Genomic DNA, 26,967 nt, shown 5'->3' with positions numbered 1-26,967 from the left:
TATATTTGCATTGTTTTTTACGTAAACGATGTCGTACATTATGGATAATAACAATAATAAGAATCATACGGGAAAAGTTCTTCTCATCTACACAGGTGGCACAATTGGCATGGGAAGAAACACTTTAACAAAAGCATTAGAGCCATTGAATTTCAATCATTTAATAAGCAATATGCCAGAGTTTAAATACCTATCTGTCGGCATAGATGTTTATCAATTTGAAGAGCCAATCGATTCCAGTGATATGAATCCTAGGCTATGGGCTCACCTTGTTAGAACTATCAGCACAAAATATGATGAATACGACGGTTTCGTAATACTTCATGGTACAGATACCATGGCTTACACGGCATCTGCACTTTCATTCATGTTGGAAAATCTTACCAAGCCTGTAATTCTCACTGGTAGTCAGCTACCAATCGGACAAATGCGAACTGACGGAAAGGAAAACCTTGTGACAAGTATAGAATTAGCATCAGCACAAAACAAAGAGGGCAATGCTCTTATTCCTGAAGTTTGCATTTATTTTAGTGGCAGACTACTAAGAGGAAACCGATCTACAAAGCAAAATGCAGACGGATTTAATGCCTTTGACTCATTTAACTACCCTCACCTATGCGAAGCCGGTGTAAAATTCACATTTGCCAAGCATCACATACTTAAACCAGACTATTCAAAGGCAATGATTCCACATTTTGACATGAATCCAAACGTCATGGTTTTTTCATTGTTTCCTGGTATTCAGGCTAGCATTTTCGGACACGTTCTTGATGCCCCAGAATTGAAAGGTGTGGTAATGCGTAGTTTCGGAAGTGGAAATGCACCACAACAGCCATGGCTTATGCGACTATTAAAGGATGCATCAGAAAGAGGTGTTACAATTGTAAATATAAGCCAATGCGGTGCAGGATTTGTGGAAATGAGCAGATACGACAATGGATATCAGCTAAAAGATACTGGAGTGATAAGTGGACACGACAGTACTGTTGAAGCTGCCGTTACAAAACTTATGTATCTTCATGGACAATATGAAGATACAAATGTAGTAAGAGAATTGATGTGCAAATCTCTTGCAGGAGAAATAAGTATCTGATAAATTATACTATCACACGTGTCTTGTGATAGTTTTCACGGAACTCAGAAGGAGAACACTCCTTTTTCTTCTTAAAGATACGATTAAAATTGCTCAAATTATTAAAACCACAATCAAAACTTATCTCTGATATGCTGCGAGCTGTATCAACAAGCATTCGTGAAGCATACCCCAAACGAATATCAATAATATATTCACTAAGATTACGTCCTGTGTGCAGCTTAAAGAACCTACTAAAGGCACTAGGACTCATACCAGCCATATCAGCAAGTGTGGAAAGACGAATCTCATCCATATAATTCTTACTGATGAAATTCTTTACCTTTAAGATTCTGCGACTATCATCTTCTACAACAATTTTTGCAAAACTTGAAGATGCCAAAGTTCTTGCTCCATCGCATTTAGACAACTCATATAGAATCGTCATAAACTGCATCACAGCATAAAACCCGTCCTTAACCTGACTGAGAGAATCAAGTTGCGTATATACTTTCATGATTGCACTTAAAGGAAAGCAAAGTCCTTTCTTTGCTTCTGTCATCATCTTGCGCATGCTCATAAAAGGATTACGTCCGAAGATATTCTCATTGGTCATGTTAAAATCAAACTGTATAGTAACCTCACGAATATCATCACTTGTACATTCATGCTGTTCCCAAACATGCTCCAAATCAGGACTTGTAATCAATACTAAATCATAATCACCAATGACCTCAGAAGAGTCGCCAACTATTCTTTTCACACCCTTTGCACGCTCAACAAAATTCAATTCATAAACTTCATGGCTATGTATTGGATATGTAAACTCCTTCTTATGGCGATCGGCTATATAAAGCACATCCTTACCCATAAGAGGTGTTATCTCATGAATGACCCTTCTTTCTTCACTCATATATTTGATTTTAGTTATTCTAAATACGCAAATCCTTCAGGATTTCAGACATTTTCTGCTTTGTCTTAATGGTAGTTGGAACAAGTGGCAATCGCAACTCATTCTCAATCATGCCCATATCGTTAAGCAGAGCCTTACATCCAGCAGGATTACCGTCTACAAACAGCAGTGAGTATAATTCGGTAAACATGTGATGGATTTTACGTGCTGGTTCGTATTCACCTTTGAATTCAAGCCTTATCATTCTACTGAATTCCTTAGGAAGAGCATTACCGATAACAGAAATAACACCAGCAGCTCCACTTGCAATCATTGAGAATGTCAAAGCATCATCACCACTGATAACATCAAAATTATCAGGTTTGTTCTTGATGATCTCATCAACCTGTTCTAGGCTTCCGCTAGCTTCCTTAACACCAACAACATTAGGGAAATCTTTAGCTATTCTGACAGTAGTCGCAGCAGTCATGTTGACACCTGTTCTACCTGGAACATTATAAAGAACTATTGGTAAAGGACTAGCCTCAGCAATAGCTTTAAAATGCTGATACAAACCTTCTTGTGATGGCTTGTTATAATAAGGGCAAATGCTCAATATTCCATCAATACCACTCCAGTCTGTTGTTTTTATTTCGTCAACAACAGCAGCAGTATTGTTACCACCACAATATTTAAGAATAGGAATACGACCGTTTACTATTTGCTTTATGAAAACAGTTATTTCATCTTTTTCAGCTTTAGTAAGGCATGGAGCCTCTCCTGTTGTAGCCAAAATGCATAGAAAATCAGCTCCGTTATCAAGCTGATATTCCACAAGACGCTTAAGTGATTTATAATCCACCTCTCCGTCTGTCGTGAAAGGAGTTATCAGGGCTATACCTAAGCCCTTAAAGATGTTACGTGCCATATTACTATTAATTAACTTTCGATCTTGTGCACAAAGTTACATGTTTTACATCAATTTGCAAAAGAAATTTATGAAATAATTTCAAAAAGGCATTATTTGCAATTTTTATTCTACTTTGATCCTATGTATAGGAATATCATACCTAAAAGGACTAAGGCAAGGTCGAAAGCTTTAGCCTTAAGATTCTTTTCATGGAACAAAGCCGCACCAAACAAGAAACTTACGATAACACTACCACGTCGTATCATACTTACGATTGATATCATAGCACCAGGCATGCTCAACGCATAGAAATATACGAAATCAGCCGCACTAAGAAATAAGGATATGAATATAACAGACCAATCCCAATGGAATGGTGTTGTCTTTTTATGAGTAGGCCACCAAAGAAGCACCAACATAACACCCATCATTGCCATTTGGTAAATATTATACCAACTCTGAACAATCATACGATCTAAGCCTACTCCACCATCTGCGGGACTAGCCATAAGATACTTATCATATAGTCCACTCACAGCCCCTAACATAGCAGCCAAAACTAGAAAATAAACCCACTTATCATGTTTAAAATCTATACCTTCTTTCTTACCACTTTTACTGAGCATAACGAAAGACATCACTGCCAAAGCTACACCTATCCACTGCCAAAGGTTTAACCGTTCTCCAAAAACGAGTAAGGCACCAACAAGAACCATAACTGGGCGAGTTGCATTGATAGGGCCAACGATTGTTAGCGGTAAATGCTTCATCGCAAAATATCCGAATATCCAGCTAGAAAGAACGATACAACTTTTAAGAATTATATACCGATGAACTTCCCAACCACCTTGAGTAACGTAAAAAAGACTTCCATCAAGTAAATGTGTTGACGAAGAAAGGATTATAAACGGAATAAAAATCAGGGACGAAAACAATGTATTCAAAAACAAAACCGGAATAACTGCGTTATCATGAAGTGCTTTCTTTTTAAATGAATCGTAAAAACCCAGCAAAGCTGCTGACAAAAATGCTAATATTAACCACATGTACTATAAATATAAATTATGTATTATGCACCAAGCATAAATTTTCTAATATTCAATATCCTCTAAAAACAAGGCATTGCCAGGCATGCTCTCACCTGCATCACTTCTATTACCATTATCAAGAATATCCTTAAACTCGTCAAGTGTTATCTTATGACGACCAAGCAAGATCAACGTCCCTACGGTAGCTCTAACCATATTTCTTAAAAACCGATTGGCTGTAATCGTAAAATACCAAGAATAATCTGATATCTGAACCCACTTGCATTCTTTAACATGACAAATTGTTGTCTTGTTATCAGCTCCCGTCTTGCAAAAAGCAGCAAAATCATCGTGCTCTACTATTATCTGGGCAGCAACATTCATTAAATCAAAATCCAACTCATAATGAGTTTCTAAAGAATAATGGCGTAAGAATGGATCCTTTCTTACATGAAGATAATAATGATATGTACGCCATTTTGCAGAAAAGCGAGCATGCATTTCATTATCAACAGGTTCCACTTTATATACTCCTATATCACGAGGAAGAAGACGATTTAACCTAAACGTCAATTGCGCACCATCGATTACTTCATCGTAATCAAAATGCGCAACCATCATTCGTGCATGTACACCAGTATCTGTACGACCAGCACCGACTACCTCTATATTCTGTCTCAATATCTTTGAGAGAGAATCCTGCAATCTTTCCTGAACGGATATTCCATTAGGTTGAATCTGCCAACCGTGGTATCCAGTACCGTCATAGCTAAAATATATAAAATATCTCTGCATCAATCTTAATTCTTTGGAGCAAAAGCCTGCTTAAAAGCCTGTCTGTGAAATTTATCCTCTGCCTTTAATATTTCAAGCACTTTGCCTGCAGGCAATATCTTAAAAAAACTATTATGATATTTCTGCTGTATCTTCTTAATTTCAATATCTATTAAGTCTATTTTACGAATTGCCTTTTCAGACATAACATTATCGTTAACATCTGTATGACGAAGAAGTCGCATCTCATTAAAACACACTCTTATCTTACTCTGCATCTCCCTATATACAGGGAAAAATCGCCCTGCTTCCTGTGGTGTAAGCCCAGCCTTTGTTGTTATAAATTGCTCTAATGAAGCTTCGAAACGTTCTGGGTCAAACTTCGGGCGAGAATTTTCAGGAGTATCAGCCATAGCGGGAATAGCCAAAAACATCACTGATAAAAATACCATTACATAATACTTCATAATAAACACCTTTCTTATTTACTTATTATCCACCAAAGAGGCATATATATCCTCATTATCCATCATCGTGTAATCAGCCATTTGATCAAAGTTAGTCTTACTTTGCTCTATATTCTCTTTTTGTGGCATAGAAGATCTTTCGTATGAGTTAATTACATTGAATTTTCCAATATAGGTATAAACACCTATTGTCAATGCTGCGGCAATAACTGCTGCGGCGATACCACCACGCAAACGCGAACTCCACAACATTGGATGAAATTCTACAATTCCGGTTTTATGGGATTTGTCTGGCAACTTACTCATCAGCTGTCTGGTAAAGTCTTCAAAATAGCCATCAGGCACATTATAAGGTTCAACTTTACCAAATCGCTTTATTAGCTTTTCCTCATCTTTATCCATATCTGCGTTTTTGTTATATTACATGTTTGACGAATCGTTATACGGAAAGTTTAATCATGAAGTTTAAAAAATTCCACAATTTTCTTAACCGCCAAATGATAGCTTGCTTTCAGTGCGCCTTCACTAGTACCTAGCACTTCACTCATTTCACTATATTTCATTTCATCATAATACCTTAAACAGAACACCGAGCGCTGTACATCAGGCAAATGCGAAATAGCCTCCTGAAGATTGGCTTGTATTTCGTCTCCATTAAAATATTCATCAGCAATCAGCCTTGATGCTAATCCTTCATTTTGATCAGCACTGACATTATTGTTATTCTTTTGTGAGCGAATAAAATCTAGGCTTTCATTTATAGCTATACGATAAAGCCAAGTATATAGACTTGCCTTATTTTGAAAGCCATCTATCTTACTCCAAGCCTTAATAAAGGTATTTTGAAGAATATCGTTAGCATCTTCATGCTCTACAACGATATGACGAATTTTCCAATAAAGGGGTTGACTGTAGTGTTCTACAATCTTTGAAAAAGCCCGCCTACAGGTTTGCTCATTCTTCAGTTCCTTTAATATTTCGTTTTCGTTGTATTCCATTTTATTAATACCCCAGATAATTTTTCAATGTGGAGAAAATCACTTTATCATATCCATAAACGTCACTAAACGATTTGATATTGCCTTCAAAGTCTGGATAAAGAGTAAAATAAGTGATAAACAATGGAACTTTTGGAGTCACATTAATCATACTTAGTATGCGAGAATGATCCAAAGTATCTTTCTTGAATTCTGAGTTTTCATTCTTTTTATCATCTGCAGAAACTGTATTATCACCCCCAATTTGAGCAGTCATGGAATATTTTATCTTACTTATAATATCTTCATTCTTGTCGTTCAACATAAACACCGCAAGAGAAAAAGGTTTCTGAACACGTACACAACCATGGCTGACACCACGATCTTCTTGCGAGAAGACTCCATGCTGATCGGTATCATGAATAAACACGCTAAAACTATTATCGAATCTGAAGATTATCCTTCCTAAAGAATTACCAACGCCACCAGCCTGCACAACAAGGTAATCACCGCTATTAAGCATCCCCCAAGTAACCTTATCGAAACTAAGTTTCTTACCAGTACGTCGTTCTCTAACAAAAAATCTATGACTTTCAAAATAAGAACGATTTCCTATATGATTTATAATACTCTTTTTTATAATGCTACGTGGAACTATCCATTGTGGATTAATATCCATACGCATTATTGCACTAGTAAGCAATGGTGTCTTCGTTTCGAAAGAACCACATCCGATTCTCATTTCAAGAGATTTCTTACCGTCAACAGCCCTCAAGTGAAATGATGGAATATTTACCAACACATACTTTTCATGCATATCAGGATAGTCTTTTAATCTCCAGCGACACCTTTCCATATTGCATAATATCTTTATTCTCTGAGACTTAGAATTAGTTTGCTTTAGCTTTTCATTAAACTGCCAATACAATTTATCTTTTGGCTGAATATCTTTCAAAAATTCAGCAACACTGTCAACTCCTATCTTTCGTATAGCAGTTCTATAAAATGTCTTGTCAGGTTTTTCCATTGGAATATCAAACAACTTACGATATGTCACAACGGTAGAATCTCCATCATATGGATCTAATCTATTCAATTCGTATGAAGGATTAAAGAATCCAAAGCGTTGACCTACAACATAACGTAAATAAGCCTTAGTCAGATTATACTCCAATCTCGCCATTACCCTATTTATTGAATTATGCGATGTGTCAAAATCCAACTCACGGGCTCTTCTTAAATCACGCTCAATCTGACTATATCTGAACTTATTTCTGCTAAATCCCATTTCATTGACCTTACTGATATAGTTCAAAAGAATTTCTGCACGATTATCCACACCGCAACGGTCTATCCACAAGAATCCACCTTTATTTGTGTAATAACCTTTAAGATGATTGTCTGCAGCCATTGAATCATTATCTGCATTTATCATCACGTCAAGATATTCTCTAATCCGATGTGAATTAAGTGCATAAGCAGAAGTGTCCAACTTATCAAAGTCAGACAAAGTCAAATTAATATTTGGATTTGTGGTTTTCTCTCTACATGAAAACATGCAAAAGATAATAATTACCGAAAGAAAAAGACACAATTTTATCTTGAATACTCTCAAAACTCAGTTTTTATAAAAATACTATTTTACTGAAATCTTTTTCACTAACTTCCCAACCTTAACAATATAGCATCCTCGTGGTAAGTCAAGACCAAATCGTTTGTCGGTACTATCTATATTTTGACTAACCACCAAGACTCCAGTAACATTGAATATTTGCAATTTTAGTCCCTCACCACCTGTGACGCGCAAATTATTCTGCTCAAAATAGATATTTATATCATTAAACTCAGCTATTTGCTCTATTCCACTCGTGTTACTTGCCAGCAACGGAGTTGACAATGTACAGAATGCTATTATGAAGATAAATATATAATACCAATGTCTTGCCATCTTGTTTTTGAAATTGATTCCGTATTAAAAGAAATAATACATGCAATGTCTATCACGCTTATTATCACATTATTAAAACATAGTGCATACATTAATATCCAGACAAAGGTAATCTTTTTACAGACACAGTACAACTACTCAAATAGGAAAATATTATAATCTTAACAATATTTACGATTTCAAACATCAAAAACCATTCCCTCATTTGTAAGGAAACTATTTGCAAATATACTTTTTGCTTCATCCAGTAAGCAGCTTTCATTCTCATAACGAGCACTGAAATGTCCAAGAAGCAACTTCCCTACCCCTGCATCTTTTGCTACATGAGCAGCTTGCTCTGCAGTTGAATGATAATACAATTTAGCACGACTTTCATTATCTTTTGCGTATGTACTTTCATGATAAAGCACATCTACATTCTCCAAACTTTTATAAAGATTTGGAATATACTTTGTATCGCTACAATAAGCATAAGAACGTGCCTTATCAGCAGGCTTTGTCAATTTTTTATTTGGAATTATTTCTCCATCTTCATCAGTCCAGTCTGCTCCAGCTTTAATATTATTAATTTGGCTTATCGGTATATTATAGCAGTTTATCATCTCCCTATCTATATGTCTACAGCCCTCTTTTTCTCGAAACAAATAACCACAAGTTGGTACACGATGTTGCAAAGGAATAGTCTCAACGACAAGACTCCTATCTTCATATACAACAGCCTTCTTTGTTGTATCTACAGAATGAAATTCAACTTTAAACTCAAGTCCTTGACAAAAAAAGTTTATCTGATTTTGAAGTATTTCACCTAGTTCTGCTGGTGCATAAATATGAAGCGTTGCCACACGACCAAGCATACCGAAAGTACTTATCATACCAATAAGCCCAAAGCAGTGGTCACCATGCAAATGAGAGATGAACACTGCCTGAATTTTGGTGAATCGTATTTTACTTCTACGCAACTGCATCTGTGTTCCCTCACCACAATCAATCATAAACAGTTTACCTCTTATCTCTACGACTTGCGATGAAGCATAATGTCTCATTGTCGGCAAGGCTGATCCACAGCCTAAAATATGGATTTTAAATGGTTGCATATTTACGATCCAAGTTATTTCTGACGCTTATAAACAAAGATGCCATCTTTGTTTTCAAGATAAAGAGAGTCTGCACCAAGATTATTAATTGCAAAAGTATCTTTATTAAGCAACAACTTACAATTCCATATTTTCCATTCTGTCCAAGGATTTGACTCTGCCTTCACATGGCTTTTTACGATTCCACCTTCCAATATTTCGAAATTGCGGTCTAAACTTGTCCAGTTTCCTTGAAGAGTTGTTATATTTAAAACTGTCGTTGCATAATTTTCTTTATCCACTTTATGTCCGACAACAGCTAATCTGTCACCAACCAAAAGCCCTCCGAGAACACTGGCTGAGTCTGCTCCCTCATCCATAATAATATAGTTAATCGTGTCGCCACCATCAGTGATGAGCTCAAGACTGTGCATTGCAGTACCTTCGCCACACACACCATAAACAGTAGTATCAGCTGCAGCTTTAGACACAACAGTATCTTTATCGCTTAACAGTGCGCTTTTCTTTCCCTTACCATTGCATCCTATCATTGAAATGACAGCAATCATCATAAAAGAAACATAAAATATTTTTTTCATATCATCAATAATATTTATTATCTATCAAATTTCTTAGCCTCGTTCCAAAGTTTATCCATGTCTTTCAGAGTAAGGTCTTTCAAATCCTTTCCCTGTTCCTTACATTTGCTTTCAATGTACCCAAAGCGACTTATAAACTTCTGATTAGTCAATTCCAATGCATTATCGGGATTTAGATGGTATAGGCGTGCTGCATTTATTACGCTAAAGATAAAGTCACCCAATTCACGCGTAGAATTTTCTACATCTTTCTTGTTTAATTCAACCTCCAACTCACCAAGTTCTTCACGCACCTTATCCCAAACATCTTCCTTATGCTTCCAGTCAAAACCAACATTACGAGCTTTATCCTGTATTCTATAAGCTTTAATCAATGATGGTAAAGCAGACGGAACTCCAGAAAGTACAGTTTTATTTCCATCTTTTTCTTTTTGTTTCATCTGCTCCCATGTCATTTCTACCTCAGAAGAATCAATCGGAGCTTCAGCTAATTCTGATTTCGGATCACCTTCCCATCCCGTCCAATCAATAAAAGAATGACGAAACATTAGTTTATGGCTCAACTTGTCGCAAACATCAGTAATATCAAAACTTTCTTTTTCTTCCCCCAGCAATGCATAAAACACAACATGTTCCATTACATCGCCAAGTTCCTTGCATATTTCCTTATCATCACATTTCATTAATGCGTCACAAAGTTCATATACCTCCTCTAAAGTATTAGGTCGCAGACTTTCATTAGTTTGTTTCCTATCCCATGGACATTCTTTTCTCAATCTGTCCTGTACGTCAAGCAGGCGACCAAAAGCCTGCATCTTTTCTTCTTTTGTATGATGTTTAAATGAATTCATAGCACAAATATATGAATAATAAATTAAATCGCAAAACTTTCTATCGACAACTTTCTCAATAGTCACTTTACACATATTAATATAAGTGATATTACCTATAGCTTTCTATTTCACTCTACAATAAAAGTTTTTGAAATATCTCTAATATCATAAACCCTTTATTTATAGGACTTTAACTAGTAATATGATCGGGAAAAAGTAACATTAAACTATTCAAGATACTACCTTTATGGCTTATTAAAAAAAATAATACGGAACATTCTAATATGGGTTGCAGGATTACACAACCTTGGTGATTTTCTTTTTTATTCTTTTCCTTATACTTACTGCATAATAGCCTACTCATGCCAAAAAGGCTATTTGGGTATTCTATCAATATATTAGAATATCTGATACGGAGACTATTCATTGATATCAAGTAGACTATATACCATATTGACATGCATTAAAACGGCAGAACAAATAATAATCACATATATTATTTAATACTTTGAACTTAAAATCTAAATAATAACTTCAATAATTCTTTTTTCTCTTCATTTTTTTGTTAAAACGATGTATAACTTCTTTATATTAAGTAATCAACCACCTCCAAAAACATGATTACTCAAGTTTGAAAACAGGATTACTACGCTTCACTATCACTCAAGTGAGTGAAGAAAACTATCATATTTAGGTTTAAATATGTGCTTTTTGCCCAATAAAGCAAAATAAATCTAATTTAATGTGTTTTTTTTCGCTTCAAATTTTGATATATAAAAAAAAGAAAGTAACTTTGAACCCATAAACAAACGAGTTTATACTGGATATTATTTGAGTGTGAGTTTTTCGCTGTTTCATATTGCGGTTAATTCAATTCCGAATCGACATCATTGTTCACTCCGATGTTAATGGAGAATTAGCGGTCAATTATGATAAAAATCTATTTCCCGTCTTTTCTCGAAGAAACAGCCACAAGCTGTAAAAACCAGATATTGGTATCGTGATTCAAAATTTCACATATTGATATACAACAAAAGAAAGAGAAGGTACATGCGCCATTGGCGTTGTATCAATAATTAATTAATATAAAGAAAAGAAAATGAACATTTATGTTTCACATTTGAGCTGGAACACCACGAGTGAAAGCTTATCAGATTTATTTACAAAGTTTGGCGAAGTTACGTCTGCTAAAATCGTTACAGACAGAGAGACTGGCCGCTCACGTGGTTTCGGATTCGTTGAAATGGCTAATGATGAAGAAGGTCAAGCAGCTATAGATGCCCTTAATGAGACTGATTTCGACGGAAGAACTATCGGTGTTAACGTTGCACGTCCTAAAGAAGATCGTCCTGAGCGTCGTTCTTTCGGTAACAACCGTGGAGGTGGTTTTGGTGGTAATAACGATGGTGGTTACAACCGCAGAAGATATTAAAATCATCAGATAGATAACTATCTGCAAATCAAATAGGAGAAAGAACATTATGTTTTTTCTCCTATTTTTGTTTTATGTGTTTTACGTTTAATGGAAAAAAATGTGCTAACTTTGCAAAATATAAAACAATAGATTTATGAGAAATATAACTCTTGCTATTATAGCATTATTTATGTGTAGCAGTGCTTTTGCTAAGCAAAAGACCATCAGCCTAAAAATTATTGAAACAAGTGACGTTCACGGTAGTTTCTTTCCTTACGACTTTGCTAACAGACAGCCTAGACAAGGTTCAATGGCGCGTGTCAGCAGTTATGTTAAAAGACAGCGCAATGCGGGTAACGTTGTATTGCTAGACAATGGAGATATTTTGCAAGGACAACCCACTAGCTATTTCTACAATTATGTGGCTACCAATGATAGCAACATCGCTGCCAACGTGATAAACTATATGAAATATGATGCAGAAACTTTGGGTAACCACGATGTAGAACCTGGACACGCTGTTTACGATAAATGGATTAAAGAGGTGAAATGCCCAATGATTGCCTGTAATGTTGTGAACGCCAAGACTGGCAAACCATACGTTAAACCATATACTATCATCTATCGCAATGGTGTTAAGATTGCGGTAATGGGAATGCTTACTCCAGCAATACCAAACTGGCTTACAAAGAATCTTTGGCAGGGTTTGAGATTTGAAAACATGGTGACTGCTGCAAAAAAATGGATGAGAGTTATCAAGCAGAAAGAACATCCAGACTTAATCATCGGTCTCTTCCACAGTGGAAAGTCTGGTGGAATAACTACCTCAGAATATGAAGAGGATGCAAGTTTGAAAGTTGCGACACAGGTACCTGGATTTGATGTTGTGATGTTTGGACATGATCATACGAGAGATAACGAGATGATAAAGAATGTCGCAGGAAAAAATGTGCTTTGCATTGACCCCGCCAACAATGCTCTTACCGTGGCTGAAGCTCAGATCGAACTTACATATAGACATGGAAGAGTTATAAGAAAAAATATCACAGGAAATCTTGTTGACGTAACAAAGGAAGATGTTGACTCTGCATACATGGATCACTTCAAACCACAGATTGAAAAGATAAACAACTATGTGGATAGAATTATTGGAAACTTTAATAACACAATCTCAACACGCGACTGCTATTTTGGTTCTTCTGCATTCAACGACTTCATACTAAATCTTCAGCTGCAAATCACTAATGCAGATGTAGCCTTCAATGCCCCACTTCAGTTTGACGCATCTATAAAGGCCGGACCAGTGAGAGTTGCAGATATGTTCAATCTCTACAGATTTGAAAACCAACTCTATGTAATGAGAATGACAGGTGAAGAAATTAGGAAGCATCTTGAAATGAGTTACGACTTATGGGTAAACACAATGAAGAGTGCTGACGATCACCTATTATTATTGTCAGATACTCGTGGAGACGCACAAAGACTTGGTTTCAAGAATTTTACATTCAATTTTGACTCAGCCGCAGGTATTGACTATGTTGTTGATGTCACTAAACCAGATGGCGAGAAAGTCAAGATTATGTGTATGAGCGATGGAAGACACTTTGACGAAAATAAATGGTATAAGGTAGCACTTAATAGTTACCGTGGAAATGGTGGTGGAGAATTACTCACTAAAGGTGCCGGTATACCTAAAGACAGCTTAGACAGCAGAATTATTTATCGCAGTCCACGTGATCAACGCTATTACCTGATGCAGGAAATTGAAAAAATGGGAACAGTTTATGCAAAGCCAAACAATAATTGGAAATTTATTCCTGAAGAATGGACGGTTCCAGCAGCAAAACGTGACAGCGTAATTCTGTTTGAACATAAAGCAGACGCTAAAGATGAGAAATAAAAAATGAAGAAACTTTGGTTTATTTTCTGTAAAGATGAAATTGTGCTAGAAAAGCATGATGATGGAACCTACTCTATTCCAGAAAGCGAAGAATCACCGGTTGCAACAAAAGAATGGACTCACGTAATGAACGTGGCCTTTGCTGATGAAGACGATGTGAAGACGTTTTATATTGACAGTCCTGTTACCAACAACAAAAAATTTGAAATGTGTGGACTTAGGAAGAGTTTTTATAAACTTCCTAAGTCACTTTATGATAAAGCTGGTAAATGTCACGAATTGCTTTATTGGGATCAAAACACCAAATTCTGTGGTGTATGCGGAGCCCCAATGAAGATGCATACCGACATCAGCAAGCGATGCACTAATTGTGGTAAAGAGGTGTGGCCATCATTGGCTACTGCGATTATAGTACTTATTCATAAGGGAGATGAGGTTTTATTGGTTAACGCAAAAACTTTCAGAGGAGAATTTTACGGACTTGTTTCTGGATTTGTTGAAACTGGTGAAACCTTAGAGGAAGCTGTAAACAGAGAAGTACTTGAGGAAACAGGACTCACTATCAACAACATAAAGTATTTTGGAAGTCAACCATGGCCATATCCTAGCGGATTAATGGTTGGATACAATGCCGATTATGTTGAAGGAGAACTCCATTTGCAGCGCGAGGAACTAGCTAACGGTCGTTGGTTCAAAAAAGACAATCTGCCAACAATACCAGAAAAGTTAAGTATTGCACGTATGATTATCGATGATTGGTTGGAACATAATTCAAGGTAAAAATATATCTACAAGAAAAGGGCAGTATAATCTATACTGCCCTTTTACATTTAATGTATATTTATTATTGTTCATTCCTGAGTGTTGGAAGCGAAATATGAAATCTAACTGCAACAAACCGTATTATACATATTACTAAAAAGGTTGCAATTGCAGTAAGTCCCACATTAATGCCTAACGTCATCATCAGCCAATACACCAATCCTCCAGCGACACTAGCCATAGCATAAATATCCTTTTGAAAAACAATAGGTTCCTTATTAAGCAATACGTCACGAATTATTCCACCAGCCGAACCCGTTATGCCACCCATAATTATTGCCACCCAAAAAGGATAATCGAATTCAAGCGTCTTCTGAATTCCTGCTATCGTAAAGAGTGCAAGTCCCAATGTATCAAATATCAACCACACATTTTCAAGTCGATTTAACGACTTAGCAAATGGAATATAAACAAGTAATGCTATCACGGAACATATTACATAAATAGTTGAGGTCATCCAAAAAGGAGTTGTCCCAAGCATAACGTCACGAATTGTTCCACCACCGATTGCAACCACAAAACCACACACAAAACCACCAAACCAATCAAAATGCTTGGCAGCGGCCATTCTTATTCCAGAAATAGCAAAAGTAAAAGTTCCTACAAATTCTATTATCTGCTGCACTGTGCGTGCAACTTCAGGATTAGGACCTATCATTATTTTGTTTTATTTACAATATTCTTAGGACTTCCGTCAATATATGACTTCAAGTTTTCCTCCAATATATTCATTAATCTTGTGCGTGCCTCTATGGTAGCCCAAGCTACATGTGGAGTAATAAATGCATTTGGCTGAGCAAATAAAGGATTGTCTGCCAATGGAGGTTCTTCACACATCACATCAGCACCATATCCACCAAGCTGTCCACTATTTAAAGCTTCTGCAACATCCTGTTCGTTCACTAATTGTCCACGACCAGTGTTAATGAGCAATGCTCCACGCTTCATTTTCTTAAGAGATTCTTGATTTATAAGTTCTCTTGTTTCTGATGTCAAAGGACAGTGAAGTGTTAGTATGTCACTCACTGAAAGAAGCCCATCTATAGTGGTCTTCTGTATTCCAGCAGGAAGGTCACTTGAACTTTTACTAGTAAAAGCATACACATCCATACCGAAATCTTGGGCAATACGTGCTACCTTGCTACCAATACTTCCTAATCCCAAAACACCGATAGTCTTTCCGCTTATTTCCATTAGCGGAGTATCCCAATAGCAAAAATCAGGATTATTGCTCCAGCGTCCCTTACGATTAAGATCAGCATAATGTTCCACACGGTTTACCATATTAAGGATGTGGGCAAATGTCATCTGTGCTACGCTGTCCGTACTGTATGCTGGGATGTTTGAAACCAATACACCACGTCTGCTAGCCGCCTCAATATCCACAACATTGTAACCAGTGGCAAGTACTCCTATATATTTCAATTTTGGCAACTGAGCCATTATTTCATCAGTAATATTTACCTTATTAATAAGAATTACCTCTGCATCTTTAGCTCTTGACACTACATCTTCCTGTGATGTTCGGTCATAAAGCTTGAATTCTCCAAGTTTGCTTATTGCGTCCCAACTCAAATCGCCAGGATTTACTCCATATCCATCTAACTCTACTATCTTCATCTTTTCAATATATAAATGTAAACTACATCTTATTTAAATCTATCACCCCAACATTGATTCATCCAATTGTTGAGCTTTTCTTCAGCCGAACTATGTTGTCCTTTCCAGAAGCTATCATCCTTTAAATCGTCAGGAAGATACTGCTGTTCTGTAAAATGACCTGGATAATCATGAGGATATTTGTAACCATCATGATAACCCAGTTCAGCCATAAGCTTCGTAGGTGCATTGCGCAAATGCAAAGGCACAGGAAGATTACCAGTCTGCCTAACTTTTGCCAAAGCAGCATCCACACCAAGGTAAGCAGAATTACTCTTCTGGCTTGTTGCAAGATAGACTGTAGCCTCGGCAAGCGGAATACGTCCTTCAGGCCAACCAATCTTCATCACTGCATCAAAAGCGGCATTGGCGAGAAGAAGTGCATTTGGATTTGCTAGTCCTATATCCTCAGCTGCACTTATCACGAGTCTTCTGGCAATAAACTGCGGATCTTCTCCTCCCTCTATCATTCTTGCCAACCAATACAATGCTGCATCAGGATCACTTCCACGAATACTCTTTATGAAAGCCGAGATAATATCGTAGTGCATCTCTCCATCCTTATCATAAGCAAGTGGATTAGATTGCAACCTGCTCTCAACAAGAGCATCAGTAATATTAACATCAGCATTGTCACCTGACTCAACCACAAGTTCTAGAATATTAAGGAGTTTACGGGCATCACCTCCACTGTATCTAAGCAGTGCTCCACTCTCAGTAAGTGTTATTTTGCGTTTACAAAGTTCAACATCATCATTTATCGCCCTTTGCACAAGATTCAGTAAATCATCTTTTTCAAGCGGCTTCAGTACATACATCTGACAACGAGAAAGCAAAGGACGGATAACCTCAAACGATGGATTTTCTGTAGTAGCGCCAATTAATGTAACTATTCCACGCTCCACTGCACCAAGAAGAGAATCCTGCTGCGACTTACTGAAACGATGTATCTCATCAATAAATAATATAGGAGAAGCAGAACTGAAGAACTTTCCATTTTTAGCCTTATCAATAACTTCGCGCACATCCTTAACTCCACTCGTTACCGCACTAAGGGTATAAAATGGCGTATCTAGTTTGTGGGCAATAATCTGCGCAAGAGTAGTTTTACCAACTCCGGGCGGTCCCCATAATATAAACGATGAGATCCTTCCGGAGTCTATCATCTTGCGCAAAACAGCACCCTCTCCTACCAAATGCTTTTGTCCAACATAGTCGTCGAGCGAGCGTGGACGCATTCTTTCTGCTAATGGTTCACTCATAATTATATGCAAAAATAAGGAATTAGTTGAATATAACAAAAAAATCTAGGCTAAAAATTTGTGAATATGATGCAAAGTATTTACTTTTGCAGCAAAGATAAATTACATTTATGAAACAGCAAAAAGTTCTAACTTTCAAGACTCTAAATAAGAGCAACGTTTGGGATATACAGGAGAATGATGTCTATAGGATGTGGGAAGCTGCAGAAAAAGAAGCAGACCTAAAGGATAATGTGCGCAGATATACTGACATTATCAGAAGCGCATTCGAAATTGAAGAAATTAAAACTGACAATCCAATCGTTATTTCAAAATATGAGGAACGTGGATTTAGAATAGGTTATGTAAAGGTTGACGAAAATACAAAAATGAAATGGGCTATAAAAAAGCGCCCAATAATGAGAGTCACTGACCTGACCTATGAAAACATTCGCCATATTTCAGCAACAAAGCTACTAGAGGTCATCGACCGTAACTTCGGCGGTGGCTGGGATAGCCTTTCACAAAGCATTCAAGATATAATAGAAAGTGGTTTTGATATCAGCACCACTACATTGCCAAAGGACAGACTTAAGAAAGTCGGCGGAATGTATGATAAGAAAACAAAAGACGGATTTGAAGTTCTTGAAATTCCAAAAGGCAACTGGGTTGAAGCTATATTTGCTAAGGAAAAACCTGAGTTTGAAAAGCCTAAGACCAAGTTTGAGTCAGAAGACGATTTTGAAAAGAATGAAGACGAGTTAGAAATTGAAGAGGAGAATGAAAACGACGAAGAGGATGTTGTAGTTGAAGACCATTATAATGATCCTGACGAAGAAGATGATCTCTTTGATGAGGATAAACTTACAGAAGAGAGTTATCGTACAACTTATGATGCTGATCCGGAGGGACTAGACCTTGAGGCAACAGAAGTAACTGATGATGAAGATTTTTAAATAAAAATTATATAAACCAAAAGAGTTCATTTAACGATGAGCTCTTTTTTTATGCTATAATTTTAAGTTATGGCCAATATATGATTAATGTTTAGTTTTTATTGCTGTCCGGTAAAAACAAATTGAAAGTCTTAAAGTCCTTTATTTATAGGGAGTTCAAGCGCTTTCCAAACTAAGGGGCTTACTTTTTCTTTTGAATAGTAAACAAGAGTAAATTGCTTTATATTACCATATATTAGACATAAAAGCCTTGGAAAAGCACAAATATACTCGTTTTAGAGTACTTTTAGCAACAACTAAATTTAAACAAAAGTTTTACCGGACAGCAATATTTAGTTTTAAGTATGATAATCTAAATATTTGGAGCTTAGATTTCTTCGTAACGATTTAAATTTTGTACATTTAGCCAAACTCCCAGAATTCTAAGTGTTTTTTAGCTACGGCAACTACGGTATCTCTCGCAAAGCCTATAAACAGAAGGATTGACGACACGTAGCTAGGTCTATTTAGCTTCGATGAGCTACGTCATCTATTTCTTCCTATATAATGTACGCGCATGCACGCGCGCACTTAGGGTTTTGAAAAATATAAGTGTCGAAGAGTCAACATAATGAATATCAGTATTTTATCGACGAAATTCTCTAAATAAAGTGGCGCTGATCTGATGGATAAATTTCGAGTTTTGTATGCGTTTCTATATAGAAACGTAACTGTTTTCATATAGAAACGCAAACGTTTCTACGATGTTTTACCTCCTATTGCTTCGTAAAACGCAGTGCATTTCATCGTAAAACGCACCACGAAACATTGAAAAACGCACCAAATTACTTCATAAAGTGCAATGCTATACGAGGAGCATTTTCACCCATATTTTACCGACAAATAGCCATCACTTTATTCAACCCGAAAAGAGTTCTAATAAATTGATGCTCAATGGATAGACACATCGACACTTGTTTTTACGAAAAAGGAAGAGTGCGCATGCGCACACACGTGCCAATATATAGCATTAGCAATTAATACTTTGGCTAACCATCTGCCCCAAATCCCATTGCATGGACAAAAATTTCGCAGTATCTTTGCCGAGAATTTAGCGGAATTCGGCAGAACATTTAAACAAGCTTGAAATTTCTGATAGTGTTTACTGAATCTATTCCTTCCGATGCAGTCAACAGTTCTTTGACAAACTTACTCATAAAATACAGTCTGTTCTTAAACGTCACAAAATAAAGTAGCTTAGCGTAGCTAAATCTTGCAAGCTACATATATTCATACCCTCTGTTTGTTGGCTTTTGGAGGGGGATATCGAGCTACAAAGCTAAATAAAACTAGAAACGCATGGTAGACATACTTAATCTACTTAATTGATAATACGGAACAAATTAATATGGTATAATCAAAAAACGTTGTTTTAGTAATCTCTAGGCTTTATTCAACTAATGATTCAACTAATGATTCAACTACAAAAAAGCCCCATCTGAAATAAATCAGATGGGGCTAAACTGTAAACTCTTCAATAATTTAGAAGAATAAATATCTGTTGTCTACAACGTTTGCTTTGATATAAAGCTCGTTCATGAAGTTTCCAGCATACTGCATAGTCTTCTGACGAAGTTTCTGCTCCATAGTCTTATCATCGAACTTAGCAGCACGATTGACTCTATTTACAACCTGGAATACATAAACACCGGCATTACCCTTAACAGGCTTACTAGAGAATTTACCTTTTGCAGTAGCAGCAACAGCGCCACTTACAGCAGGTTCACTAGCACCAGTCAAAGAAACAAATACAGGAGCAGCGAAAGTAACTTGGCTTACTGTAGCAACACGTGCACCCTTAGCCTTTGCAGCACCAATATTCTTTGCTCCATTTGCCTTAGCCATGAGCATCTCGGCCTTCTTGTCCTTCATAACTTCAGCCTTTACCATCTCCTTAACGCGAGGATCATCAAGTGAACGATAACCAACTTCATTAATCTTTGTTAGAGCTATGATAAGCAAATGATCATTGTCACCACACTCATACATTGGAGAAAGAGCACCTTCCTTAGCATCAAACAGCCACTTCAAAGCATCACGAGTACCGTGGATATTTGCAAGATAGTGAGTTGATGTTGTTACATCAGAAGCTTCCTGAACTCTATAACCATATTTAGAAGCATTCTTAAGGATATCACCTGATTTCTGGTTTGAACTAACAAAAGAAGCAAACTTATTATATGCTGAGCTGTATGAATCTCTAGAGAATTCAATGTTCTTCTTTATTACAGCGGCTGTATACTTATCAGTCATACCCTTACGGTCCAAAACCTGAACAATAATATTACCTTGAGTAAGAGCAATATTCTTGGTCTCGTTGGCAGCCATCGTGTTAAGACTATTAATATAGTTCTTTGTATCATTATCCATAGAAGGAGCACTCTGATACTGCTGAGTAGTCATCCAAGTCTTCTGACCTTCCTGACGATACTTCTTAGCGATAGCCTCGAAATCAGCACCGTTATTCAAAGCTGTATAAATTGAGTCAGCAGTTTTGTGAGCTGCTGCAGGAGTAGCACCACCAATTTGAATCTGTCTATACTGAATTGAATCAGGAAGTTGCTGCTTAGCTATAAGACGAACAATGTTAAGAGAGTTGTCTGCCTTATCCTCAAACACACCTGTTGTCTGACCAACAGTCATTGTAGCTAGTTTAGCTGTGATATCGGCTGGGAAAGCTGTCTTGCCAACAGGAATACCTAAATAGTTGATTGAAGAAGTACTCTTGCGAACTACAACAGCAGGATCTGTAGCTGTAGCTAATTCCTTAGCATAACCAGCAAACTGATTCTGCAAAGCCATGCGGTCTGCAGCAGAAGCCTTAACCTGATAATCAACATACTTGATGTCACGGCTCTCAACATACTGCTGGAAACGAGGTTTCAACTCATTATATTTAGCCTTTAAATCATCATCTGTAATCTTAACCTTATCGTCCTGAATAGTACTATAAGAGAATGCAGCAAGCTGAATTTGGCTTTCCTCATTCTCATCCTTGAAAGCCATCTTTGCCTCAACAGGATTAGAAAGGAAACAATGAGAAAGAAGACCTTGATACTTCTGTGCAAGAGTCTGCTGACGAAGTGTCTTCTCAATAAAAGTCCAATACTTGTAGATTGTCTCATACTGCTGAGCAGCCTGTGGATTTGTATTCTTTTGAGAATCATATTCAGCAAGGAACTTCTGCAATGCGTTTGCATCGAAACGTCCTGTCTGCTGATTTACGAAAGGAGTCTGAAGAAGCATTGGGTTAGTACCCTCCTTAAGAATATTCTGCATTTCTGCATCAGTAACCTTAAGTCCAAGCTTCTTAGCTTCATTCTCAACAATCTTTGTCTGAACATAAGTATTCCAAACCATGTCTTTAACCTGATTCAGTTGTTCATCGTTAAGAGACTGTGTGCCTTGTTGCATCTTAATAACATCGCTGTACTCATCAACGAGTTTCTGGAAGTCGTTAACATTAACTTTTTCTCCCAGAACTTCACCAACCTGCTGGCGTTCGTTGTTACGAGAAGACTCACAAGAACGGAAAGCCTCTTCGGCGATGAATGCAAAAAGACCGAAACCGATGATACACATCAGTATGACGCCTCTGCTTCTAATTTTTCCTAATGCTGCCATTACTTTAAATTTGTTTTTATTTTTAGTTATTTTATATTCTTTACTTTATACTCAAAGTGCCTACAAAAATAACAATAAAATAGCAAACGACCCAATTTTTCATGTAAAATTTGTAGATTAAGGTATTTTTTCACAGTGTTATCTGTTGATATTCAATTTCACGAGTTCAATCTTTGTCATTGTACCCTTTACTATTTTAAAAGAGAAATCTCCGATTTTCACCACCTCATTAAGTTTAGGGAAGCTTTGATAATGATAAAGTATAAAACCTCCGACAGTTTTATATTCCTCGCTTTCGGGTATTTTTAAGTCAAACATTTCATTAACTTTTTCAATTTCCAGCCTTGCTGAAAGCATGTACTCGCCTTCAGCTTTTTTTTGCGCAATATACTTATTGTTATCATGTTCATCCTCAATATCTCCGAATATTTCTTCCACAATATCTTCAAGTGACACGATACCACTTGTTCCACCAAATTCATCAACAACAATACCAAGACTTCTCTTGTCGTGAAGAAAAATCTTCATCAGCTTGCGGGCTGTCATTGTTTCTGGCACAAAAGGCATCTTACATATTGATGTATGCCAATCACCAGTAGTATTGCGAAACATTTCTGACGAATGGATATAACCGTCTATATGATCTATATCATCATGATATACAATAATTTTACTATTTCCGCTCTCAATGAATTTCTGCATCAAGTCTTCTTTAGAACTATCGTATTCCACAGCTTTGATTTCGGTTCGCGGAATCATACAATCCCTGACCTTAGTATCAGAAAATTCCAATGCGTTCTGAAATATTTTTACTTCATTTTCCACATCGTCCTCATTCTTTGCATTGTCTATACTTGACTGCACTAGGTAATCAAGGTCTACCTTTGAAAATTCATCACCTGTCTCCTCTTTTTTCAACTTCACTCCTAAAACATGCAAAATATTTTTTGACAGGGATGTTGTAAAACGGCTTATAGGCCAAAGAAAGACATAAAACAAATAAGCTAAAGGTGAAAAGAATTTCAGTAACCTATTGGGGTTACTCTTAAATAGTGTCTTGGGGAGAAACTCTCCTGTAAACAGCACTATAAGAGTTGATAACACGGTATCGGCAGTAACAGTGAAAGTTGCATCCATTCCAGAGAAAATCGTTGTATTGAATAGTTTGGCTATCATTATACCATACACAACCAACACAATGTTATTACCTACAAGCATAGTACTAACAAAATCGTTAGGACGCCTATAAAATAAATCTATGATACGAGTAGACAGACCATTTTCCTCCTTATCCATCTCAAACAACATTCGATTGCCTGATATAAAGGCAATCTCCATGCCTGAGAAGAACGCTGATAAGAGCATCGTTATAAATATGCCCAATATGAGTAATATGTCTACATTTTCTGTCATTATTTAATGCATCAAAGGTATTGACGTATTTCTACGTTGCGGTGTTGCAAACGGATGCTGTGCCTTCATTATAGAATCCTGTGCTTGACGAGCAGAATCCGTATTTGCTCCTGGTGTGGTACTTCCATCATTACTGAAGTCATTCTTTTCGAAAGAACCCTTTGTGTTAGTAACGATATATTTCGTCATCTTCTCGTCACTGCGGAAGAAATTTCCCTGAAGGGTACGTTCCTTTGTTACGAGTTTTGAGAACACGTAAGAATAAAGTTCGTGCTTGTTCTCATCCCAAAAGAGTTGCTGACTTGAAAAACGTATTCCGTCTTTAGTCAATATCCGAACTCGTGAACGAAGCTCCCATAGTTTTATCTGATCATAATAATAAGCCGTATCACACTGGATATATGATTGAACATGAAATTTCTCATCAAACTGTTCCAAAAAGACACCTTTCTTAAACAACCAACGTGACGGATGAAGATTTGTATTTATCTCCCACTCCTCTGTTACAATTCTGTATTTTGCGACTCCGGAATCAGAAATAAGAGTATTGACTCCATAACTTGTCATAACAGCTACAGAGTCACGTGCATGAATAGCCGGTGCTGTATGCTCATGCTGCTCCTCGCATGAAACGAAGAACAGCAATGCCGACAATAATATAATTGATGATATTGATTTCAATTGTGTGTACGGAATTTTACTGAACCTTCCACTTAGCAAACCAACGCTCGTTAAAGGTGAATCCTATATTAATACGAAACGTATTTTCCTTGATAAGCCCCACAGCTTCCTGTTTTGTCCAAGAACCACTGATATTAATATAAGAGCGATTATTCCATCCGTTGATGATTGGAATTCCAAAACCGGCACTCACTCCATATTCTTTAGGACCATCCTGTCCATTTATTTTATAATAAGGTGTAGCATAAGAAGCACCGATGTTATATCTTACATGGTCCATGAAATGACGTCCGTTCTCGTTAGGGCAGAATGTTGCACCAACAGTAAGTTTTTGACGATTTTTGTAAACTCCATTAACTAGTTCATAGTTTTGTTTACCGTCAGTTGTAAGTGTAGACATAGGATATCCCATACCTGAATATTTCATAAGAGAATAATCTACACCCAACTTAAGTTTATTAGCATGATTGTACATTAAGCCTGCTCCATACGTAGAAGGTATTGAAAGTCCGTTAGAAATTGATATTGCTGTAGTATCCGACACACCAGTACTCGAATTTGTAGAAATCATCTGGCATTTTGGATTAGAACTCAACTTATGACCATATCCATAAACTAGACCTAGAGTAAGATTATCATTACTGTTTATCTTTGCCGTATATTGCAAGCCCAAGTCAAGTTTATAGTTGTTGACTGTGGCTGTATAATATTTAGAAAGAGTATTGATATAAGCATTACTATATGAATTAATAATAGAACGCTCATAGTTTCCCCACAGATAACCGATATTAAAACCAAAAGACAAACCCTTAATCGGTTCCCAGCCTGCTCCTAGATATATCTGATGAATACCACCTGTTCCACTATATGTGTTTGTATATGTTGTAGGGCTAGAAGATGCATTGAGTTTACCTGTAGAAGAATAACTATAACCAATATTAGTATAAGGTAGAACACCGAAGCTAACACCCAAATGCTTTGCAAGATGGAATCCAGCAACTACATAATCGAAGTCAGCGTTATTAGCATTCTTCTTAACTCCATTTTCTTGGAAATTCGTAACCTGTCCAGAGAACCCTGCATCAAAAATGAAAGACAAGGAATCTAACGATGCATACGAAGCAGGGTTAAGAGTATTTATCTGATTATGATCATGAAAACCTAAGCCCAGCCCGTTCATACTTCGGCTAAACCCTGTTCCATTATCAGATAACACACCAAGACCATACTGGCTATATGGTGAATTCGTGCCACTTTGGGCTAAAGCTGTTGATGAAAATATAGCCATCAAAGCAGCGCACAATATTAGTTTTTTCATATTTTTCTAAATAATCGCTTGCAAAATTATCAAAAAAAATAGAAATAAATGCACGTTAAGTCAGAAATATAAGTTATTTTTGCATCGTGAAACGTTTTAAATATATTTTTATAAGCTCATTGGTTGTTTTTTTACTGTCTTTAACAAGTAATGTTAAGGCACAGCAACATTATCATAACAGCAAAAATGACTCTATACAAATAAGTCTATTGACTTGCGGACCTGGTGAGGAAGTTTATTCTCTCTACGGACACACAGCCATAAGGTTTCATGACTTAAAGAATAATCAGGATCTTGTGGTCAACTATGGTATGTTTTCTTTTAGTCAAAGATTTTTCATACTTCGTTTCGTATTCGGACTTACAGATTATGAAATGGGTATTATGCCTTTTGACGCTTTCATGGAAGAATATGATAGCGAGGGAAGATGGGTAAAAGAACAGATACTAAATATTCCATTGCAAGACAAAATGAAAATTGCAATGGCAATAGAAAAGAATTACTTGCCAGAAAACAGAACTTACAGATACAACTATTTCTATGACAACTGCACGACAAGAGCTCGTGATATTTTAATCCAAAACATTAGCGGAAACGTAGAAACACAAGATAATCAAAAGATTAGCAGTTCATACAGAAAAGAAATTCACAAATGGAACGGGGACCATTGTTGGGCACGTTGGGGAAACGATTTACTACTTGGAGTTAACGCAGATAGAAGTATTGACGGAAAAGAACAGCAATTTCTTCCTGATAATCTAAGCAGAGACTGGCAAACTGCAAAAATAAGATATGCAGACGGAAAGGTTTACAACTTCATCAGCCAAGAGCATTATCTAATTGCTAAGAACAAATCTTCTGTTGAAAATAATGCCGTTGACTCAAACATATTCAGTCCATATTATCTTATCGGTGTAATCATTGTGATTATACTATTGGCAAGCTGGAAAAAAACAAAACATCCACTTCCTTATAAAATAGTAATGTGGAGTGTATGGCTTATCACCGGACTTTGCGGAATAATAATAACGGCAATGATATTCAGTCAGCACCCTACGGTGAGTCTGAATTTACAGATATTACTTCTTAATCCTCTCAACCTTGGAATGCTTGTTCCAGCATTGGCCCGCAACAAAAAGTATAATTTGACAATACTTACCTGTTTGGTGTTGTTCATTTTCGGAGGGATTATACAGAGCTATGCTGACGGTTTGGAATATTTGGCATTTATTTTGCTCATTGTATCCCAACGTGATTTATTATCACAATTATTAAAACATAAGAAACAACTATAGTGAACAGATATATAGCCATACTAATAGCAGCG

25 protein-coding genes are annotated in these 26,967 nt (G+C 36.7%); 6 read left to right on the top strand and 19 right to left on the bottom strand.

What is annotated here, in order from left to right:
* The first annotated feature begins 40 nt into the window (after nucleotides 1-40).
* On the top strand, nucleotides 41-1,093 hold the full coding sequence (locus HEQ28_RS02575) for an asparaginase (protein WP_434503624.1): 1,053 nt from the start codon (nucleotides 41-43) through the stop codon (nucleotides 1,091-1,093).
* A gap of 4 nt (nucleotides 1,094-1,097) precedes the next feature.
* Here the strand turns inward: HEQ28_RS02575 and HEQ28_RS02570 are convergent, their stop codons facing one another.
* The 12 genes from HEQ28_RS02570 to mazG form a co-directional block, all read right to left on the bottom strand.
* Nucleotides 1,098-1,985: an AraC family transcriptional regulator gene (locus HEQ28_RS02570; RefSeq protein WP_434503623.1), complete on the bottom strand. Its 888-nt coding sequence runs from the start codon at nucleotides 1,983-1,985 to the stop codon at nucleotides 1,098-1,100.
* Between the two features lie 19 nt (nucleotides 1,986-2,004).
* Nucleotides 2,005-2,892 (bottom strand): 4-hydroxy-tetrahydrodipicolinate synthase, encoded by an 888-nt coding sequence (gene dapA / locus HEQ28_RS02565; protein WP_434503622.1) that lies wholly within the window; start codon nucleotides 2,890-2,892, stop codon nucleotides 2,005-2,007.
* A 110-nt stretch (nucleotides 2,893-3,002) separates the two neighbouring features.
* Entirely contained in the window at nucleotides 3,003-3,920 is a 918-nt protein-coding gene (locus HEQ28_RS02560; RefSeq protein WP_434503621.1) for an EamA family transporter, read from the bottom strand.
* Between the two features lie 45 nt (nucleotides 3,921-3,965).
* On the bottom strand, nucleotides 3,966-4,697 hold the full coding sequence (gene truA, locus HEQ28_RS02555; protein WP_434503620.1) for a tRNA pseudouridine(38-40) synthase TruA: 732 nt from the start codon (nucleotides 4,695-4,697) through the stop codon (nucleotides 3,966-3,968).
* Between the two features lie 5 nt (nucleotides 4,698-4,702).
* The gene (locus HEQ28_RS02550; protein WP_434503619.1) at nucleotides 4,703-5,143 is read right to left on the bottom strand and encodes a hypothetical protein; all 441 of its coding nucleotides are present in this window, start codon (nucleotides 5,141-5,143) and stop codon (nucleotides 4,703-4,705) included.
* Nucleotides 5,144-5,161: 18 nt separating this feature from the next.
* Complete coding sequence (locus HEQ28_RS02545; protein ID WP_434503618.1) at nucleotides 5,162-5,545, bottom strand: hypothetical protein; 384 nt, start codon at nucleotides 5,543-5,545, stop codon at nucleotides 5,162-5,164.
* A gap of 50 nt (nucleotides 5,546-5,595) precedes the next feature.
* Complete coding sequence (locus HEQ28_RS02540) at nucleotides 5,596-6,141, bottom strand: RNA polymerase sigma factor (RefSeq protein ID WP_434503617.1); 546 nt, start codon at nucleotides 6,139-6,141, stop codon at nucleotides 5,596-5,598.
* A gap of 4 nt (nucleotides 6,142-6,145) precedes the next feature.
* Nucleotides 6,146-7,678 (bottom strand): L,D-transpeptidase family protein, encoded by a 1,533-nt coding sequence (locus HEQ28_RS02535; RefSeq protein ID WP_434503616.1) that lies wholly within the window; start codon nucleotides 7,676-7,678, stop codon nucleotides 6,146-6,148.
* A 78-nt stretch (nucleotides 7,679-7,756) separates the two neighbouring features.
* Nucleotides 7,757-8,068: a T9SS type A sorting domain-containing protein gene (locus HEQ28_RS02530; RefSeq protein WP_434503615.1), complete on the bottom strand. Its 312-nt coding sequence runs from the start codon at nucleotides 8,066-8,068 to the stop codon at nucleotides 7,757-7,759.
* A 179-nt stretch (nucleotides 8,069-8,247) separates the two neighbouring features.
* Nucleotides 8,248-9,162, bottom strand: a complete 915-nt coding sequence (locus HEQ28_RS02525) for a ribonuclease Z (protein ID WP_434503614.1) — start codon at nucleotides 9,160-9,162, stop codon at nucleotides 8,248-8,250.
* Nucleotides 9,163-9,176: 14 nt separating this feature from the next.
* Nucleotides 9,177-9,740 carry a hypothetical protein gene (locus tag HEQ28_RS02520; protein ID WP_434503613.1) on the bottom strand — a complete coding sequence of 188 codons (564 nt, stop codon included), beginning with the start codon at nucleotides 9,738-9,740 and terminating at the stop codon, nucleotides 9,177-9,179.
* Nucleotides 9,741-9,757: 17 nt separating this feature from the next.
* Nucleotides 9,758-10,591 carry a nucleoside triphosphate pyrophosphohydrolase gene (mazG, locus tag HEQ28_RS02515; RefSeq protein WP_434503612.1) on the bottom strand — a complete coding sequence of 278 codons (834 nt, stop codon included), beginning with the start codon at nucleotides 10,589-10,591 and terminating at the stop codon, nucleotides 9,758-9,760.
* Between the two features lie 1,081 nt (nucleotides 10,592-11,672).
* Between mazG and HEQ28_RS02510 the strand changes: the two genes are divergently transcribed.
* The 3 genes from HEQ28_RS02510 to nudC all read left to right on the top strand — a co-directional run bounded on the left by HEQ28_RS02510 (nucleotide 11,673) and on the right by nudC (nucleotide 14,667).
* Nucleotides 11,673-12,005, top strand: coding sequence for an RNA recognition motif domain-containing protein (locus HEQ28_RS02510; protein ID WP_018464751.1), 333 nt, complete (start codon nucleotides 11,673-11,675; stop codon nucleotides 12,003-12,005).
* Between the two features lie 136 nt (nucleotides 12,006-12,141).
* Nucleotides 12,142-13,887 carry a bifunctional metallophosphatase/5'-nucleotidase gene (locus tag HEQ28_RS02505; protein ID WP_434503611.1) on the top strand — a complete coding sequence of 582 codons (1,746 nt, stop codon included), beginning with the start codon at nucleotides 12,142-12,144 and terminating at the stop codon, nucleotides 13,885-13,887.
* Nucleotides 13,888-13,890: 3 nt separating this feature from the next.
* Nucleotides 13,891-14,667, top strand: coding sequence for an NAD(+) diphosphatase (gene nudC / locus HEQ28_RS02500; RefSeq protein ID WP_434503610.1), 777 nt, complete (start codon nucleotides 13,891-13,893; stop codon nucleotides 14,665-14,667).
* A gap of 64 nt (nucleotides 14,668-14,731) precedes the next feature.
* On the opposite strand, the gene HEQ28_RS02495 is transcribed toward nudC, so the two are convergent.
* Genes HEQ28_RS02495 through HEQ28_RS02485 form a run of 3 tightly spaced genes read right to left on the bottom strand, consistent with a single transcriptional unit; the run spans nucleotide 14,732 to nucleotide 17,630 of the window.
* A complete protein-coding gene (locus HEQ28_RS02495) occupies nucleotides 14,732-15,367 on the bottom strand; it encodes a trimeric intracellular cation channel family protein (RefSeq protein WP_434503609.1) in 636 nt (211 codons plus the stop codon).
* A complete protein-coding gene (locus HEQ28_RS02490) occupies nucleotides 15,367-16,329 on the bottom strand; it encodes a D-2-hydroxyacid dehydrogenase (protein ID WP_434503608.1) in 963 nt (320 codons plus the stop codon). Before HEQ28_RS02490 ends, HEQ28_RS02495 begins: the two co-directional genes overlap by 1 nt.
* Nucleotides 16,330-16,358: 29 nt before the next feature.
* Entirely contained in the window at nucleotides 16,359-17,630 is a 1,272-nt protein-coding gene (locus HEQ28_RS02485; RefSeq protein WP_434503607.1) for a replication-associated recombination protein A, read from the bottom strand.
* 110 nt (nucleotides 17,631-17,740) lie between these two features.
* Between HEQ28_RS02485 and HEQ28_RS02480 the strand changes: the two genes are divergently transcribed.
* Entirely contained in the window at nucleotides 17,741-18,565 is an 825-nt protein-coding gene (locus HEQ28_RS02480; protein WP_434503606.1) for a hypothetical protein, read from the top strand.
* A 1,521-nt stretch (nucleotides 18,566-20,086) separates the two neighbouring features.
* Here HEQ28_RS02480 and HEQ28_RS02475 read toward each other — a convergent pair.
* The 4 genes from HEQ28_RS02475 to HEQ28_RS02460 all read right to left on the bottom strand — a co-directional run bounded on the left by HEQ28_RS02475 (nucleotide 20,087) and on the right by HEQ28_RS02460 (nucleotide 25,640).
* Nucleotides 20,087-22,228, bottom strand: coding sequence for a peptidylprolyl isomerase (locus tag HEQ28_RS02475; RefSeq protein ID WP_434503605.1), 2,142 nt, complete (start codon nucleotides 22,226-22,228; stop codon nucleotides 20,087-20,089).
* A 138-nt stretch (nucleotides 22,229-22,366) separates the two neighbouring features.
* Nucleotides 22,367-23,641: a hemolysin family protein gene (locus HEQ28_RS02470; RefSeq protein ID WP_434503604.1), complete on the bottom strand. Its 1,275-nt coding sequence runs from the start codon at nucleotides 23,639-23,641 to the stop codon at nucleotides 22,367-22,369.
* Between the two features lie 3 nt (nucleotides 23,642-23,644).
* On the bottom strand, nucleotides 23,645-24,322 hold the full coding sequence (locus HEQ28_RS02465) for an LPS export ABC transporter periplasmic protein LptC (RefSeq protein WP_434503603.1): 678 nt from the start codon (nucleotides 24,320-24,322) through the stop codon (nucleotides 23,645-23,647).
* A gap of 16 nt (nucleotides 24,323-24,338) precedes the next feature.
* Nucleotides 24,339-25,640, bottom strand: coding sequence for a hypothetical protein (locus tag HEQ28_RS02460; protein ID WP_434503602.1), 1,302 nt, complete (start codon nucleotides 25,638-25,640; stop codon nucleotides 24,339-24,341).
* Nucleotides 25,641-25,759: 119 nt separating this feature from the next.
* On the opposite strand from HEQ28_RS02460, the gene HEQ28_RS02455 reads away from it, so the two are divergent.
* The gene (locus tag HEQ28_RS02455; protein ID WP_434503601.1) at nucleotides 25,760-26,935 is read left to right on the top strand and encodes an Lnb N-terminal periplasmic domain-containing protein; all 1,176 of its coding nucleotides are present in this window, start codon (nucleotides 25,760-25,762) and stop codon (nucleotides 26,933-26,935) included.
* Nucleotides 26,936-26,967: the final 32 nt, after the last annotated feature.

The sequence above is a fragment of the Prevotella sp. genome, from assembly GCF_051059605.1.
Classification (GTDB): domain Bacteria; phylum Bacteroidota; class Bacteroidia; order Bacteroidales; family Bacteroidaceae; genus Prevotella.
Note: the sequence above shows the minus strand (reverse complement) of the source record. Positions and strands in the feature narration are given on the sequence as shown.

Excerpts from the sequence above, each read along its gene's own strand:
- HEQ28_RS02575 (WP_434503624.1), top strand. The coding sequence starts at position 41 with ATGGATAATAACAATAATAAGAATCATACGGGAAAAGTTCTTCTCATC.
- HEQ28_RS02570 (WP_434503623.1), bottom strand. The coding sequence starts at position 1,985 with ATGAGTGAAGAAAGAAGGGTCATTCATGAGATAACACCTCTTATGGGT.
- dapA (WP_434503622.1), bottom strand. The coding sequence starts at position 2,892 with ATGGCACGTAACATCTTTAAGGGCTTAGGTATAGCCCTGATAACTCCT.
- HEQ28_RS02560 (WP_434503621.1), bottom strand. The coding sequence starts at position 3,920 with ATGTGGTTAATATTAGCATTTTTGTCAGCAGCTTTGCTGGGTTTTTAC.
- truA (WP_434503620.1), bottom strand. The coding sequence starts at position 4,697 with ATGCAGAGATATTTTATATATTTTAGCTATGACGGTACTGGATACCAC.
- HEQ28_RS02550 (WP_434503619.1), bottom strand. The coding sequence starts at position 5,143 with ATGAAGTATTATGTAATGGTATTTTTATCAGTGATGTTTTTGGCTATT.
- HEQ28_RS02545 (WP_434503618.1), bottom strand. The coding sequence starts at position 5,545 with ATGGATAAAGATGAGGAAAAGCTAATAAAGCGATTTGGTAAAGTTGAA.
- HEQ28_RS02540 (WP_434503617.1), bottom strand. The coding sequence starts at position 6,141 with ATGGAATACAACGAAAACGAAATATTAAAGGAACTGAAGAATGAGCAA.
- HEQ28_RS02535 (WP_434503616.1), bottom strand. The coding sequence starts at position 7,678 with ATGTTTTCATGTAGAGAGAAAACCACAAATCCAAATATTAATTTGACT.
- HEQ28_RS02530 (WP_434503615.1), bottom strand. The coding sequence starts at position 8,068 with ATGGCAAGACATTGGTATTATATATTTATCTTCATAATAGCATTCTGT.
- HEQ28_RS02525 (WP_434503614.1), bottom strand. The coding sequence starts at position 9,162 with ATGCAACCATTTAAAATCCATATTTTAGGCTGTGGATCAGCCTTGCCG.
- HEQ28_RS02520 (WP_434503613.1), bottom strand. The coding sequence starts at position 9,740 with ATGAAAAAAATATTTTATGTTTCTTTTATGATGATTGCTGTCATTTCA.
- mazG (WP_434503612.1), bottom strand. The coding sequence starts at position 10,591 with ATGAATTCATTTAAACATCATACAAAAGAAGAAAAGATGCAGGCTTTT.
- HEQ28_RS02510 (WP_018464751.1), top strand. The coding sequence starts at position 11,673 with ATGAACATTTATGTTTCACATTTGAGCTGGAACACCACGAGTGAAAGC.
- HEQ28_RS02505 (WP_434503611.1), top strand. The coding sequence starts at position 12,142 with ATGAGAAATATAACTCTTGCTATTATAGCATTATTTATGTGTAGCAGT.
- nudC (WP_434503610.1), top strand. The coding sequence starts at position 13,891 with ATGAAGAAACTTTGGTTTATTTTCTGTAAAGATGAAATTGTGCTAGAA.
- HEQ28_RS02495 (WP_434503609.1), bottom strand. The coding sequence starts at position 15,367 with ATGATAGGTCCTAATCCTGAAGTTGCACGCACAGTGCAGCAGATAATA.
- HEQ28_RS02490 (WP_434503608.1), bottom strand. The coding sequence starts at position 16,329 with ATGAAGATAGTAGAGTTAGATGGATATGGAGTAAATCCTGGCGATTTG.
- HEQ28_RS02485 (WP_434503607.1), bottom strand. The coding sequence starts at position 17,630 with ATGAGTGAACCATTAGCAGAAAGAATGCGTCCACGCTCGCTCGACGAC.
- HEQ28_RS02480 (WP_434503606.1), top strand. The coding sequence starts at position 17,741 with ATGAAACAGCAAAAAGTTCTAACTTTCAAGACTCTAAATAAGAGCAAC.
- HEQ28_RS02475 (WP_434503605.1), bottom strand. The coding sequence starts at position 22,228 with ATGGCAGCATTAGGAAAAATTAGAAGCAGAGGCGTCATACTGATGTGT.
- HEQ28_RS02470 (WP_434503604.1), bottom strand. The coding sequence starts at position 23,641 with ATGACAGAAAATGTAGACATATTACTCATATTGGGCATATTTATAACG.
- HEQ28_RS02460 (WP_434503602.1), bottom strand. The coding sequence starts at position 25,640 with ATGAAAAAACTAATATTGTGCGCTGCTTTGATGGCTATATTTTCATCA.